The sequence below is a fragment of the Paraburkholderia atlantica genome (genome assembly GCF_000092885.1).
GTDB classification, from domain to species: Bacteria; Pseudomonadota; Gammaproteobacteria; order Burkholderiales; family Burkholderiaceae; genus Paraburkholderia; species Paraburkholderia atlantica.
The window spans coordinates 1,297,545-1,310,418 of record NC_014118.1 but is presented as its reverse complement, the minus strand read 5'-3'; the positions used below and the strand labels follow the sequence as shown (position 1 = coordinate 1,310,418).

Sequence of the window (12,874 nt, the reverse complement as noted above, 5' to 3'; positions counted from 1 at the left end):
AGGCGGGGAACTGAGCCCGCCTATTCGGGTCTGCTGCTTATTCATTACAGGAGTCCCCCCATGTCGCGTCCCGTCGATTTCGGCATTATTTTCATCGCCCGTCTTGCGCTTTCCGTGCTGTTCCTGTGGAGTGGGGTGATGAAGCTGCTGGGCTATGCGGGCTTCGTCGGCTACCTGCATTCGAAGGGCGTGCCGTTCGTGCAGATCGACGCGCCGATCGCAATCGCGGTCGAGGTGCTCGGCGGCCTGCTGCTCGTGGTCGGCTTCAAGGTTCGGCCGCTCGCGCTGATCATGGCGGTGTATACGGTGGCGACAGCGGTGCTCGGCCACGACTTCTGGAATATCACCGACCCTGCGTTGCAGCACGATATGGTGATTCATTTCTGGAAGAACATCGGAATCGCGGGCGGTTTCCTGCTGCTGTTCGTCACCGGCGCGGGGCGTCTGAGCATCGACAATGCGCGCGCGCCGCGCAGCGGACTCGGCGGCCTGTAAAACGCGGCCCGCATCCTGCTAGCAGCAGGGTTTCCAATCCGCGCCAATCAAGGGAGCAGATGATGATTCAGAACTTCGAGCAAATGATCGGCGGCAAGGTCACGCAATTGTGCGCGAGTCTCGGCGAAGGGGCGACGCCGCATCGCGTGATCATCAGCCTCGCCGATTCTGCGAAGACGCTGGTGGTTCTGGATGCGTCCGGATTCATCGGCACGCTGAAGGCGGAGATCGAGGACCCGGAAAAACTGGTCGCCGATGCGATCGCCAAGGCGCGCAACGAAGGGCTGATCGAGCGCGCGATCGATACCGGCACGATTCAGGAGGCGTCGCTGTAGGCGCCTACGTTACACACACCGCTGCGTTACACACACCGTTTACTTACTCGCGGCTCTCGCCCCGCGCCCAGACGATGCCGTCGCGTGCGGCTCCGGATGCACGAAACACGCGAGCGCGAGACCCAGCGCCAGCAATCCCACCGAAATGGCCGTGGCCGCCAGCATCCCCGGCACGATCTCGCTCGCGGCCGCGCCGCCCGCGAGCGCGCCGAACGCCGCCACGCCCACCGCGCCGCCAGCCTGGCGCGCCGTGTTCAATACCGCTGATGCCGTGCCCGCGCGCCGCGCTTCGGTCGATGCGAGCACCGCCGTGGTCATCGCCGGCACCGCGAGTCCCATGCCCGACGGAATCAGCAAAAACGGCAGCATCAGGCCAATCAGCGGCGTGTCGGCATCGACGAGATGGAGCAGGCCGTAGCCGAGACCGGCCGTAATCGCGCCGAGGATCATCGGCACGCGCACCCCCAGGCGGCCGATCACCCAGCCGCTCGCGACGTTCGAGATCAGGAAGCCGCCCGTCAGCGGCAGGAACGCGAGGCCCGCCTGCAACGGCGTGTAGCCGCGCACACGCTGCAGATAAAGGCTCAGCACGAACACCATGCCGTAATACGTCAGGTTCACGCAGATGCCGAACAGCACCGCGGCGCTGAACGTGCGCGTGCCGAACAGCGACAGCGGCAGCATCGGGCTCGCGACGCGCGCCTCGACGAACAGGAACGCAACCGCCGCCAGCAGCGCCAGCACGAAGCCGCCGGCGACCAGCGGATGCGCGAGCCCGAGCGGCCGCCATTCGATCACCGCGGCGACGAACGCGGTCAGCGCGACGATCGCGAGACACTGGCCGCCGAGATCGATGCCGCGAGCGGCGGCGGGCGCGCCGCGCTGCGCGGTTTGCGGACGCGGAATCCACAGCAGCGTCGCGAGCAGGCCGGCTGCGCAGATCGGCAGATTTACCAGAAAGATGCTGCGCCAGCCGAACGCGGCGATCAGCAGACCGCCGGCCACCGGCCCGGCGGCGATCGAAATCGCGCCCGACGCGGTCCACAGGCCGACCGCACGTGCCCGCAGCTTCGGTTCGTGGCCGAATGACTGATTGAGCAGCGCGAGCGAATTCGGCAGCATCGCGGCCGCGCCGATGCCTTGGATCGCGCGCGCGGCGACCAGCATCGGGGCGTCGAGCGCGAGCCCGCAGGCCAGCGACGCGAGCGCGAACAGCACGATCCCGCAGGCGTACATGCGCCGCGCGCCGAAACGGTCGCCGAGCGCGCCGGCCGACAGCATCAGCACGGCGAACGCGAGCGTGTACGCGTCGACGACCCATTGCAGTCCCGCGACGTTCGCGTGCAAGTCCGCGCCGATTCGTGGCAGCGCGATGTTGACGATGGTCACGTCGAGTTGCGTGACCACGAAGCCGACGCTGACGGTCGCCAGAATGCGGCCGAGGGCGGGCGAGAAGGAGGATTTGGATGAGTTCATGACTGCATCGTATGCCCGATGCAGCGTGCCACGTTTCGGCGCGGCGTGAAGTATGGATGTCGCCCGTGCGGGCGACGGCGCGCTGAAAGCCGCGCCGTCGCGGAACGCTTCGTCGACGCGCTACTTGCGGATCGACGAAGCGGGTTCAGTCGGCTCAACGCGCCTGCGGCGCATCCTTGATGAACAGCGTGGTCAGTGCGCCCAGCACGCAGATCGCCGCGACATACAGCGGCGCGGCCAGCGGGTTCGACTTCATCATCAGCGACACGACGATCGGCGTCAGACCGCCGAACACCGCGTACGCGACGTTATACGAGAACGAGATGCCCGAGAAGCGCACCACCGGCGGGAATCCGCGGACCATCACGAGCGGAATCGCGCCGATCACGCCGACGAACAGCCCGGCCAATGCATACAGCGGCACGAGCAGGGACGTATCGGCGGTCAACTGGCGAAACATCACGTAGTACGTGATTGCAAGCGCAATACCGCCGACGAAAATCGTGCGACCCGCACCGATGCGGCCGGCGATCGAACCGGCCATCACGCAGCCGATCGTCAGGCACAGCGTCGCGACGCAGTTCGCGAGCAGCGCGGTGGCCGGCTCGATGTGGAATTGCTTTTGCAGCAGCGTCGGCGTCATCAGGATCACGACGACGATCGCCGCCGATAGCATCCACGTGAGCAGCATCGACACGATCACCGCGCGGCCGTGATCGCGCAGTACGGCCTTCAGCGGCACTTCCGCGGCGATCGCCTTGCGCTGCTTCAGCTCGGCGAACACCGGCGTCTCGTGCAGCCAGCGCCGCAGATACACCGAGAACATGCCGAACACGCCGCCGATGAGGAATGGAATACGCCAGGCAAACCCGGAAATATCGGCCGGCGTGTAATGACGATTCACTGCCGACGCGATCAGCGAGCCGAGCAGAATACCGGCCGTGAGGCCGGCCGTCAGCGTGCCGCACGCATAGCCGACGTGCCGCCCGGGCACATGCTCGGAGACGAACACCCATGCGCCCGGCACTTCGCCGCCTACCGCCGCGCCCTGCATCACGCGGAACAGCAACAGCAGCACCGGCGCGAGCACGCCGATGCTCGCGTAGGTGGGCATCAGGCCCATCAGCAGTGTCGGCACAGACATCAGCAGCACGCTCAGCGTGAACATGCGCTTGCGGCCGAACAGGTCGCCGAAGTGCGCCATGATGATGCCGCCGAGCGGCCGTGCCAGATAACCGGCCGCGAAAATGCCGAAGGTCTGCACCTGACGCAGCCACTCCGGCATCGCCGCAGGGAAGAACAGCTGGCCGATCGCCGGCGCGAAGAAAACGAAGATGATGAAGTCGTAGAACTCGAGCGCTCCGCCGAGCGCGGCGAGACCGAGTGTCTTGTAATCGCCGTGCCCAAGCGGGCGTGGGGTGACAGCCTGTGCTCCACCCAGATTTGTTGCTTGCATTGCCATGTCTTTTGTGGAATTGGGAGCCACGCGCGCCACGCGTGGACATACGGCGGTCGTCGGGCGAGAAGTGTGGCAGGCGCTGGGTAGAGCACGGGACACGGGCGCGCCGTCCGGATAGGGCGGGCGCGCTGACGACGGAGGCCGGCGCGAATTTTACAGGATGAAAGCGGAAGTCCCGCGGAAGCGCCTGATTGGGCGAAGAAAGCGCCGAAATTCGGAATGCTCCGAAGGGAGGGGCCGGGGTGCGCCTCGGAGAATGGCCGGCGAGTCCTTGTCGAGAGTCCATCCCATGCGTGTTGCTGTTCTTCAGCGTGACCCGGTCATGCGTCAGTCCATTGAATCCATGCTGGTGAGAGCCGGCCATTTCTGCGCGGCGTATGAGGACGGCCGCGCGATGTCGAGGTCGCTCGTGCACTCCACGATGGATCTGCTGGTGCTCGACTGGCAGGATACGCGGCCCGCCGGCGCGGACCTGTTGCGCTCGGTGCGCCTCGTGGCAGGCGAGCATGTGCCGATCATGTTCGTGTCGAACGACAGGTCGGAGGAAAGCATGGTGCGCGCGCTCGCCGGCGGCGCCGACGAATACCTCGCGTTGCCGTTGCGGGACGCCGAGTTTCGCGCGCGAGTCGCGGCGCTGCTGCGGCGCGCGTATCCGGTGCGCTTCAGTGCCGCGACCTGTTTCGAGATCGGCCCTTATCGCTTCGACACGGTGCGCCGGGCCGTCACGCTGCGCGGCGAGCCGGTGCCGCTGTCGCCCACGCAGTATCGGATCGCGGTGCTGCTCTTTTCCAACATCGATCGCGTGATGTCGCGCGATCATATCTTCGCGACGGTGTGGGGCCGCGAGATGCGCGAATACACGCGGACCATCGACAGTCACGTGTCGCGGCTGCGTCTGCTGCTCGCTATCGAGCCGCGTAATGGCTTCCGGCTGCAGCCTGTATACAAGAGCGGTTACCGGTTGCTGAGGGTCGGCGACCACGTGCTTAGCGGGTGAAGATCTGCAGTCGGCCGGGTATATGCTGAAATCCGCGTTGCGGACCGTTGCGCTGGCCAGCGCTGTTCGGGACGTTCCGCGCGCCGCGCGCACGGCGGATCGCCCATCGTGCCGGTATGCCGAAATCGTCTCAATCCGCGCGCACGCGCACCAAGACCCACCGGCCCCCGATTCCTACCATGGGCGACATGAAAACCCTCAACATCATCGACTCGCACACCGGCGGTGAGCCCACCCGCCTCGTGGTGTCGGGTGGCCCGGATCTGGGCGGCGGAACGCTCGCGCAACGGCTCGACGTTTTCCGCACCCGCTTCGACGACTGGCGCGCCGGCATCGTCACCGAACCGCGCGGCTCGGACGTGGTGGTCGGCGCGCTGCTTTGCGAGCCGGATGATCCGAGCTGCGCGGCCGGCGTGATCTTCTTCAACAACGTCGGCTATCTCGGCATGTGCGGGCACGGCACGATCGGGCTCGTCGTGTCGCTCGCGCACAGGGGGCGGATCGGACAGGGACGGCACCTTATCGAAACGCCGGTCGGCGTGGTCGAGGCGACGCTAAACGAAGACGGCGGCGTCGCGGTGCGCAACGTGCCCGCGTATCGCCACCGCAAGGCCGTGCAGGTCGACGTGCCAGGCTATGGCGTGCTGACCGGTGACATCGGCTGGGGTGGCAACTGGTTTTTCCTCGTGGCCGAGCATGGGCACGAGCTCGAGGCCGCGAACATCGCGAGCCTGACTGCGTTCAGCTCGGCGATTCGCGACGCGCTGATCGCACAGAACATCACCGGCGCGAACGGCGCGCTGATCGACCATATCGAGCTGTTCGGACCGGGCTCGCGCGACGGCCTCGACAGCCGCAGCTTCGTGCTGTGCCCCGGCAACGCGTACGACCGCTCGCCGTGCGGCACCGGCACAAGCGCGAAGGTCGCGTGTCTCGCGGCCGACGGCAAGCTCGCCGAAGGCGCGGTGTGGCGCCAGGAGAGCATCATCGGCAGCGTGTTCGAGGCGAGCTATCACGCGGCGGGCGACGGCGTTCATGTGATTCCGACCATCACCGGTCACGCGCACATCACGGCCGAGGGGCGTCTTTGTTTCGACGAGCGCGATCCGTTCGCGTGGGGTATCCGGACCGCATGAGCCCGGACGCGCTGATCATCGGAGCGGGTGTCGTCGGTGCAGCGTGCGCGGCGGAACTGGCCGCGCTCGGCATGCGTGTCGACGTGCTCGACGCCGAGCGCATCGGCGGCGGCGCGACGGCGGCCGGCATGGGGCATATCGTCGTGATGAACGACTCGCCCGCCGAATTCGTGCTGAGTCGCTATTCGCGCGAGCTATGGCTCGAGCTCGCGCCGCAGCTGCGCACGCGCGACGCGTTCGCGCGCTGCGGCACGCTGTGGATCGCCGCCGACGACGAGGAATGGCAAGCCGCGCGCGCAATGCATGCGGCGTTTGTGAGCCAGGGCGTCGCCGCGCAACTGGTGGACGCGGCCGACTTACGCGCCTGCGAACCGGCGCTCGCACCGTCGATGGCCGGCGGCTTGCGGATCGAGCACGACAGCATCGTGTATGCGCCGACCGCCGCTGAATGGCTGCTCGCGCGATCGCCACACGCGGCGAACATCAGCGTGCGGCTTGGCGCGTCGGTCGCGTCGATCGATGCGGGTGGCGTCGTGCTGGCGAGCGGCGAGCGCATCAGCGCGGCGCACGTGGTCGTCGCGAACGGCCTCGGCGCGTCGCAATTGCTGCCGTCGCTGCCGATGCAGCCGAAGAAAGGCCACCTGCTGATCACCGACCGCTATCCGGGGCTGATCCGTCATCAACTTCTTGAACTCGGCTATATCAAGAGTGCACATCACGCGACCGGCACGTCGGTCGCATTCAACGCGCAGCCCCGTCCGACCGGGCAATTGCTGATCGGCTCGTCGCGCCAGTTCGAAACAACCGATCCCGCCGTCGAGATGCCAGTGCTCGCGCAGATGCTGCAACGAGCCGCGCAGTATTTGCCGGCATTGCCGACGCTCAGCGGCATCCGCGCGTGGACGGGGTTTCGTGCCGCGTCGCCGGACGGCCTGCCGCTGATCGGACCGGCCGGCGAGTTTGCGCCCGACGTTGGCTCAGGTTCCATGTCCCGCGTATGGCTTGCGGTCGGTCACGAAGGACTGGGCGTAACGACCTCGCTCGCGACCGCAAAACTGCTCGCGGCGCAGATCACGGGCCACGCCGCGCCGATTCCGTTCGAACCTTATCTGCCGGTCCGTTTTGCCGAACAGGTGGCCCATGACTGACACTGACGCGGCCCGCATCCGTTTGACGGTCGACGGCCGCAGCATCGAAGTGAAACCCGGCACGACCGTAGCAGCAGCGCTTGCTATCGCGGGCATCCGCGGCTCGAGTCTGTCGGTCAAAGGCGAGCCGCGTGACGCATTGTGCGGGATGGGCGTGTGCCAGGAGTGCCGCGTGACGATCGACGGTCGAGCGCATGCGCTCGCGTGCCAGACGCTGTGCCGCGATGGCCAGCGCGTGCAGACACGAAACGGGACCGTACACGCATGACTCAGCACTTCGACATCGTGGTGATCGGCGGTGGTCCGGCCGGGCTCAATGCCGCGCGGGCGGCGGCGCAGGCGGGCGCGACGGTCGCGCAGCTCGATGACAACCCGCGCGCCGGCGGCCAGATCTGGCGCCAGGGGCCCGCCGATCCGCCGCAAGCGCCGCTGCATGCGTTGCTCGCGGCATTGCAATCGCAGCAAAACTTCACTTACTGGCCATCGACGCGCGTGATCGCGCCGCTCGGCACGCAAGGTTTGCTGCTCGAATCCGCCGAACACGGCGGGGTGTCGATCAGCTACGACAGACTGATTCTTGCGACCGGCGCGCGCGAGCGTTTTCTGCCGTTTCCCGGCTGGACCTTGCCCGGCGTGACCGGCGTGGGCGCATTGCAGGCGCTGATCAAAGGCGGTATGCCGGTGCGCGACGAACGCATCGTGATCGCCGGCAGCGGCCCGCTGCTGATGGCCGCGCTCGCGACGGCGCGAGAGGCCGGCGCGCATGTGATCGCGGTGGTCGAGCAGGCATCGGCGGCAGAGGTCGCGCGTTTCGCCGTATCGCTGCTGCGTGAGCCCGCGAAGCTGGGTCAGGCGATCAGCCTCACGCGCGGTCTCGCGGGACTGCGCTACTGGACCGGCAGCATCGTGCGCGAAGCCCGCGGCGCCGAGCGCGTGCAGCAGGTGACGATCCGGCGCGGCGAGCGCGACGTGACGCTCGATTGCGACCGCGTCGCGTGCGGCTATGGGCTGCTGCCGAATGTCACGCTTGCCCAGGCGCTCGGCTGCGCGCTCAACGACGCGGGCGAAATCATCGTCGACGACGGGCAGCGCACCTCGCTCGAACGCGTTTATGCGGCGGGCGAGTGCACGGGCGTCGGCGGCGCGGAGCTCGCTTGCGCGGAAGGCGAGATCGCCGGTCTCGTGGCGAGCGGCGAGGCGGCGACCCAACGCGCCGCGCTGGCGGCGCTCGTCACGCAGCGCGCGCGCTGGCGGGGCTTTGGCGCGCGCGTCGCGGCGTCGTTCGCATTGGGCGACGCGGTACGCACGCCGCCTCCCGATGCGACGCTGCTGTGCCGTTGCGAGGATGTGAGCGTCGGCGAGGTGCGCCGCTGCGCGGATTGGCGTGACGCGAAGCTGCAGACGCGTTGCGGCATGGGCCCTTGCCAGGGGCGCATCTGCGGCGCGGCCGCGAGCCTGTACTTCGGCTGGCCGGCCGCCGCGGCGCGTCCGCCATTCAGCCCGGCGCAAATTGGCACGCTGATGAGCGCCGCCGAACCACCGGCAGCGGCGCCATGACGGCTCCCCGCTTACCATCGGTAGATATTGGCGGGCGACGCGCGGCTCTATAATCGATCGCTATCAACCGCACCCGCCGGCTGCCCGGCCGCAGCGGCGCAGCGATCCGCGAACGCAACGCAATCAATCAGGCACGCACCAACGGAACCGCACGATGAACACGCTGGCTCATCCGCTCGAACCGGACGATACGACGCTGTCCGGCATGCTGTCGCATTTCAGGTTGCTCGAGCCGGTATTCGATGCAATGCCGGACGTCGTGTTCTTCGTGAAGGACGCTGACGCGCGCTACGCGCTCGTCAATCGCACACTCGCTTCGCGTTGCGGTTTCAAGGAAAAGGCGGCGCTGCTCGGCAAAACCGCGGAAGACGTGTTTCCGCGCCGCTTCGGGCGCATTTATACCGCGCAGGACAAGGCGATCATCGGCGTCGGCAACCAGATGCTCGATCAGCTCGAATTGCATCTGTATCCGGGCCGTCAACCGGGCTGGTGCCTGACCTGTAAACAGCCTTTGCGCGATGCGAGCGGCAAGGTGGTCGGCCTCGCCGGCATCTCCCGCGATCTGAAAGCCGACGAAAGCAGCCATCCGGCCTACAGCCGGCTTGCCGCCGTCGTGCAGTCGATCCATGAGAATTACGTGCAGCCGCTGAACCTGAAGCAGCTTGCGGCGATGGCGGACATGTCGGTCGCGCAACTGGAGCGCTACTTTCACAAGGTGTTTCATCTGACGCCGCGCCAGGTGTTGCTGAAAACGCGACTCGATGCTGCGACCGCGCTGCTGGTTTCGCACGACAAGGTCACCGACGTCGCCGCGCGTTGCGGCTATACCGATCACAGCGCATTTACGCGGCAATTCAAGGCGACCGTCGGCGTCACACCGACCGAATACCGGATGTTGCTGCACGGTACGCTGCGCGGCTGAGCGGCGTCGGGCGTGTCATGGCGGGTCGCGGGCATCATTATTACGTGTACGTCGTCGCGCTCGACGACAAGGTGTGGAACGAGGCGCGCTTTCGTCGCGCGAATCCCGATTACCGTTTCGACAAGCCGTGCGTGTACGTCGGCATGACGGGGCTCGACCCGGACCTGCGCTTCGATCGGCACAAGGCGGGCATTCAGGCGAATCGGTATGTGCGCGACTACGGCTTGCGTCTGATGCCCGAACTGTACGAAGTGTTCAACCCGATGCCTTACCGCGGCGCACAGGACATGGAAGTGGAACTGGCGATCGGGTTGCGCGAGGCGGGGTATGGGGTGTGGCAGGCCTGAAATGCTTGCATGAAAAAGGCCGCGGCAATGTGAATCATTGCCGCGGCCTCAGACAGTTTCGATGGTCGTGCTTTACTTCACCCCAAGCCCCCGCAACACGGCATTACCCTCGGACGTCAGACGGATATGCGACGTGCCCGCGTCGTTCGAAATGGTCTCGACGAGACCTGCTTCGTAAAGCTGCGGAATTTCGGGTTTTGCGGATGCATCGATCGGCGCGTGCAGCAACAGCAGCAGTGTCGCGAGTTCGTGATGGCTCAACAGACGGCGCAGGATAGTGGGCCGCTTGGCCGGCATTTCGTCGGTATTCGGTTCGGGCTGGTTCATGGAGCGCACCTCGTGCGGGGACATGTCCGGGGATGTTGCGGAGGAAGTCTTAAACGATTCTTAAGACTCCATTGTCCTGTAACACCGTGACATGAACGTTGCAATGGATCAGATTCCGAAGCCTGCAACTTCGCCTTTATGCGCCACAAAGCCTCATGGCGCGCAGGTTTTGGCGGCCGATTCGATCCACAGGTTGCTTACATGACGCTTGCCCGCATAGAAACGGTAAGTTGTCTCGCCGTTGTCGCTGCGTACCTTGATGATGTTCGAGTCGCCGAAGTCGAGCATCTGGCCTTGCGGAATTCCGGTCGACTTGAACGCGGCGTTGTGATGATTGGCCAACTGCGTCAGACAGGCGACCACGTCGTCGACGGAACGCTGCGTCGTCGTGTCCGTGACGGGTTCGCCGGAATCGGGGTCTTTCTGGAAATACGCGCAAGCGTTGAGAAGCAGCGAAAGGGACAGGACTGCAGCGAACTTCTTCATATCTCTCCTGGCGTTGATTCGGCGATTCGGCGTAGGGTCCACGTGTCGCGCGGAGTAGACCCCAAAACAGCCGCCATTATATCGAGGCGGCGAACCTGCCCGAGCGGGGGCGCAAATCGCGTGCCTGAAAAGACGAAATACGTGTCGACGCGGCTTTCCAATGGCGCAGCCCAGCCGCCGTCGTGCCCCGGGGTGTCTGCCCGTTACTTGCGCCGCTGCGCCTGCGCCGCGAGCCGCACCGCCGCGTTGGCCGCGCCGTAGCCGTCATAACCGCCGCGCCGCTCGACAATTTCGAGGAAGAAGCGCTGGTCGAGTTGTTCCGTATAGGCGTGGAAAAACTCGCCGCCGCGTTCGTCGCGGTCGTACAGGATGTCGTTCGCGCGCATCGCTTCCAGCAGCGTGTCGGATAACGCGTAGCGGGCCGCGAGGTCGTCGTAGTAGTTGCGCGGAATGCGCAGGATCGGTACGCCGTCGGCGACAAACTCGGCGATCGCGGTGAAAATGTCGCCGGTACTGAACGCAACGTGGTTCAGTCCCGAGCCGTGATAAGTGTGCAGCGCCTCGGCCACCGCCGTATGGCGATCCACCGATGCATTCAGCGCGATCCGCACCGAGCCGTCCGCGCTGCGCAGTGCGCGGCTGCGCACGAGGCCATACGGATCGGGCACGAGCACCCCCGGCTCGGCCTGGAAGCCGAACGCGGTGCGCAGAAACAGCACCCACGTATCGAGCGCACTCGCCGGCACCGACAGGCACACATGATCGATGCGCTCGAGCGGTCCCACCTCGGTCGGCCCGTTGATGTCAGTCAGCACGAAATCCGCCTCGAACAGCGTGGGCTGATCCGGCGTTTCGTCAACGAAATAGTTGAGGCTGCCGTCCGGTGCCTGCACGGCCGGCAGCACGCGCTCGTTCGGCCCAATCTGGCCGGAGAACGGTGTGTAGCCAAAGCCGGCGGCGCGCTCGAACGCCTGGCTGGCGTCGTCGACACGAAACGCCGACGCGCACAGCGACAAGCCATGCTGCTGAAAAAACGCGTTTGCGAACGAATCGGGCTCGGCATTTAGCACGATCGATGCCGCGCCGTGCTGATATAGCGTCACGTCCTTCGAGCGATGCTGGCCGGCCTGGCGAAAGCGCAGCTTGCCGAGCCAGTCGGCGAGCTGCGCGCGGGTGGTGTGATCGACCGCGAATTCGAGGAACTGATAGCCGACGTGCGCGGGCGCGGCGGGCGAGCGGTACAGGTCGCCAGTCATCTTCTGCGGCTGCTGCTCTTCGAGCAGCGCGCGAGTTTGCTCTTCGAGAAACAACAGCGAGCGATGGCCATCGGCGGCCGTGATCGTGGTGGGGGCGGCGCGAAAGCCGTCGTTGAAAATTTCCAGCGAGAGCGGGCCCTCGTAGCCGGATTTGACGACCTGCGCGGTGAAGTTCGCGAGATCGAAGTCGCCCTGGCCCGGGAAGCAGCGGTAGTGGCGGCTCCATTCGAGCACGTCCATCGCGAGCTTCGGCGCGTCTGCGATCTGCACGAACGCGATGCGCTCGCCGGGAATGTCTGCGATCGCGTCGGGCGTGTCGTCCAGCGACAGCGTATGAAAGCTGTCGAGCACGAGCCCGAGGCTCGGATGGTTCACGGCGTCGACGAGCTTCCACGCGTGGCGGTAGGTTTTCACGTGCTTGCCCCAGGCGAGCGCCTCGTAACCGGCGATCACGCCAGCCGCTTCGGCCGCGCGCGCCAGCGCGCCCAACTGGTCGATCATCAGCGAGTCGTCGCAGATGGTCTCGGGCGACACGTTGCTGCACACGAGGATGCGGTCCGTGCCGAGCTCGTGCATTACGTCGAACTTGCGCTTCGCGCGGTCGAGATTGCGCTCGAGCCGGTCGGGACTGACGCCGTCGAAATCGCGAAACGGCTGGAACAGCATGATCTTCAGGCCGAGGTCGTTGGCGATGCGGCGCACGTCGGCGGGCGAGCCGTCGAAATACAGCAGGTCGTTCTCGAAGATTTCGACACCTTCGAAGCCCGCCGCGCGGATCGCGCTCAGCTTCTCGACGAGGGTGCCGCTAATCGACACGGTGGCTATCGAACGTTGCATGAACGGCTCCTGCAAAAACGGGCAAACGAGGGGGAAACAAGGAGGCAAGCCGCTGCGGCGCGCCCATGAGGCGCGGCCTGCCAAGCTTGCTGCAAT

Annotated in this window: 14 protein-coding genes; 9 read left to right on the top strand and 5 right to left on the bottom strand. The window is 66.1% G+C overall.

Going from position 1 to position 12,874, the window contains the following annotated elements; all coding sequences use genetic code 11:
- Positions 1-60: 60 nt before the first annotated feature.
- Together BC1002_RS21895 and BC1002_RS21890 are read left to right on the top strand one after the other, a co-directional pair.
- Positions 61-495 carry a DoxX family protein gene (locus BC1002_RS21895; RefSeq protein WP_013092175.1) on the top strand — a complete coding sequence of 145 codons (435 nt, stop codon included), beginning with the start codon at positions 61-63 and terminating at the stop codon, positions 493-495.
- A 62-nt stretch (positions 496-557) separates the two neighbouring features.
- Positions 558-830 carry a hypothetical protein gene (locus BC1002_RS21890; protein ID WP_013092174.1) on the top strand — a complete coding sequence of 91 codons (273 nt, stop codon included), beginning with the start codon at positions 558-560 and terminating at the stop codon, positions 828-830.
- 39 nt (positions 831-869) lie between these two features.
- Here BC1002_RS21890 and BC1002_RS21885 read toward each other — a convergent pair whose 3' ends face one another.
- Positions 870-2,306: an MFS transporter gene (locus BC1002_RS21885; RefSeq protein ID WP_013092173.1), complete on the bottom strand. Its 1,437-nt coding sequence runs from the start codon at positions 2,304-2,306 to the stop codon at positions 870-872.
- A 154-nt stretch (positions 2,307-2,460) separates the two neighbouring features.
- Entirely contained in the window at positions 2,461-3,762 is a 1,302-nt protein-coding gene (locus BC1002_RS21880) for an MFS transporter (protein ID WP_013092172.1), read from the bottom strand.
- Positions 3,763-4,054: 292 nt separating this feature from the next.
- Between BC1002_RS21880 and BC1002_RS21875 the strand changes: the two genes are divergently transcribed.
- The 7 genes from BC1002_RS21875 to BC1002_RS21845 all read left to right on the top strand — a co-directional run bounded on the left by BC1002_RS21875 (position 4,055) and on the right by BC1002_RS21845 (position 9,872).
- Positions 4,055-4,762, top strand: coding sequence for a response regulator transcription factor (locus BC1002_RS21875; RefSeq protein ID WP_013092171.1), 708 nt, complete (start codon positions 4,055-4,057; stop codon positions 4,760-4,762).
- A gap of 179 nt (positions 4,763-4,941) precedes the next feature.
- Positions 4,942-5,898 (top strand): 4-hydroxyproline epimerase, encoded by a 957-nt coding sequence (locus BC1002_RS21870; RefSeq protein WP_013092170.1) that lies wholly within the window; start codon positions 4,942-4,944, stop codon positions 5,896-5,898.
- On the top strand, positions 5,895-7,046 hold the full coding sequence (locus BC1002_RS21865; protein WP_013092169.1) for an NAD(P)/FAD-dependent oxidoreductase: 1,152 nt from the start codon (positions 5,895-5,897) through the stop codon (positions 7,044-7,046). The genes BC1002_RS21870 and BC1002_RS21865 overlap by 4 nt, the downstream gene beginning before the upstream one ends.
- On the top strand, positions 7,039-7,314 hold the full coding sequence (locus tag BC1002_RS21860) for a (2Fe-2S)-binding protein (RefSeq protein WP_013092168.1): 276 nt from the start codon (positions 7,039-7,041) through the stop codon (positions 7,312-7,314). The genes BC1002_RS21865 and BC1002_RS21860 overlap by 8 nt, the downstream gene beginning before the upstream one ends.
- Complete coding sequence (locus BC1002_RS21855; protein WP_013092167.1) at positions 7,311-8,603, top strand: FAD/NAD(P)-dependent oxidoreductase; 1,293 nt, start codon at positions 7,311-7,313, stop codon at positions 8,601-8,603. Before BC1002_RS21860 ends, BC1002_RS21855 begins: the two co-directional genes overlap by 4 nt.
- A gap of 154 nt (positions 8,604-8,757) precedes the next feature.
- Positions 8,758-9,525, top strand: coding sequence for an AraC family transcriptional regulator (locus BC1002_RS21850; protein WP_013092166.1), 768 nt, complete (start codon positions 8,758-8,760; stop codon positions 9,523-9,525).
- Between the two features lie 17 nt (positions 9,526-9,542).
- Positions 9,543-9,872 (top strand): hypothetical protein, encoded by a 330-nt coding sequence (locus tag BC1002_RS21845; RefSeq protein ID WP_013092165.1) that lies wholly within the window; start codon positions 9,543-9,545, stop codon positions 9,870-9,872.
- 72 nt (positions 9,873-9,944) lie between these two features.
- Here the strand turns inward: BC1002_RS21845 and BC1002_RS21840 are convergent, their stop codons facing one another.
- The 3 genes from BC1002_RS21840 to BC1002_RS21830 form a co-directional block, all read right to left on the bottom strand.
- The gene (locus tag BC1002_RS21840) at positions 9,945-10,199 is read right to left on the bottom strand and encodes a hypothetical protein (RefSeq protein WP_013092164.1); all 255 of its coding nucleotides are present in this window, start codon (positions 10,197-10,199) and stop codon (positions 9,945-9,947) included.
- A gap of 153 nt (positions 10,200-10,352) precedes the next feature.
- A complete protein-coding gene (locus BC1002_RS21835) occupies positions 10,353-10,685 on the bottom strand; it encodes a hypothetical protein (protein ID WP_013092163.1) in 333 nt (110 codons plus the stop codon).
- Between the two features lie 203 nt (positions 10,686-10,888).
- Positions 10,889-12,778: a bifunctional sugar phosphate isomerase/epimerase/4-hydroxyphenylpyruvate dioxygenase family protein gene (locus tag BC1002_RS21830; RefSeq protein ID WP_013092162.1), complete on the bottom strand. Its 1,890-nt coding sequence runs from the start codon at positions 12,776-12,778 to the stop codon at positions 10,889-10,891.
- Between the last annotated feature and the right edge of the window lie 96 nt (positions 12,779-12,874).

Bases quoted from the DNA above. Each gene is read 5' to 3' on its own strand.
- BC1002_RS21830 (WP_013092162.1), bottom strand. From the start codon at position 12,778: ATGCAACGTTCGATAGCCACCGTGTCGATTAGCGGCACCCTCGTCGAG.
- BC1002_RS21840 (WP_013092164.1), bottom strand. From the start codon at position 10,199: ATGAACCAGCCCGAACCGAATACCGACGAAATGCCGGCCAAGCGGCCC.
- BC1002_RS21845 (WP_013092165.1), top strand. From the start codon at position 9,543: ATGGCGGGTCGCGGGCATCATTATTACGTGTACGTCGTCGCGCTCGAC.
- BC1002_RS21860 (WP_013092168.1), top strand. From the start codon at position 7,039: ATGACTGACACTGACGCGGCCCGCATCCGTTTGACGGTCGACGGCCGC.
- BC1002_RS21875 (WP_013092171.1), top strand. From the start codon at position 4,055: ATGCGTGTTGCTGTTCTTCAGCGTGACCCGGTCATGCGTCAGTCCATT.
- BC1002_RS21850 (WP_013092166.1), top strand. From the start codon at position 8,758: ATGAACACGCTGGCTCATCCGCTCGAACCGGACGATACGACGCTGTCC.
- BC1002_RS21895 (WP_013092175.1), top strand. From the start codon at position 61: ATGTCGCGTCCCGTCGATTTCGGCATTATTTTCATCGCCCGTCTTGCG.
- BC1002_RS21855 (WP_013092167.1), top strand. From the start codon at position 7,311: ATGACTCAGCACTTCGACATCGTGGTGATCGGCGGTGGTCCGGCCGGG.
- BC1002_RS21880 (WP_013092172.1), bottom strand. From the start codon at position 3,762: ATGCAAGCAACAAATCTGGGTGGAGCACAGGCTGTCACCCCACGCCCG.
- BC1002_RS21865 (WP_013092169.1), top strand. From the start codon at position 5,895: ATGAGCCCGGACGCGCTGATCATCGGAGCGGGTGTCGTCGGTGCAGCG.
- BC1002_RS21890 (WP_013092174.1), top strand. From the start codon at position 558: ATGATTCAGAACTTCGAGCAAATGATCGGCGGCAAGGTCACGCAATTG.
- BC1002_RS21835 (WP_013092163.1), bottom strand. From the start codon at position 10,685: ATGAAGAAGTTCGCTGCAGTCCTGTCCCTTTCGCTGCTTCTCAACGCT.
- BC1002_RS21885 (WP_013092173.1), bottom strand. From the start codon at position 2,306: ATGAACTCATCCAAATCCTCCTTCTCGCCCGCCCTCGGCCGCATTCTG.
- BC1002_RS21870 (WP_013092170.1), top strand. From the start codon at position 4,942: ATGGGCGACATGAAAACCCTCAACATCATCGACTCGCACACCGGCGGT.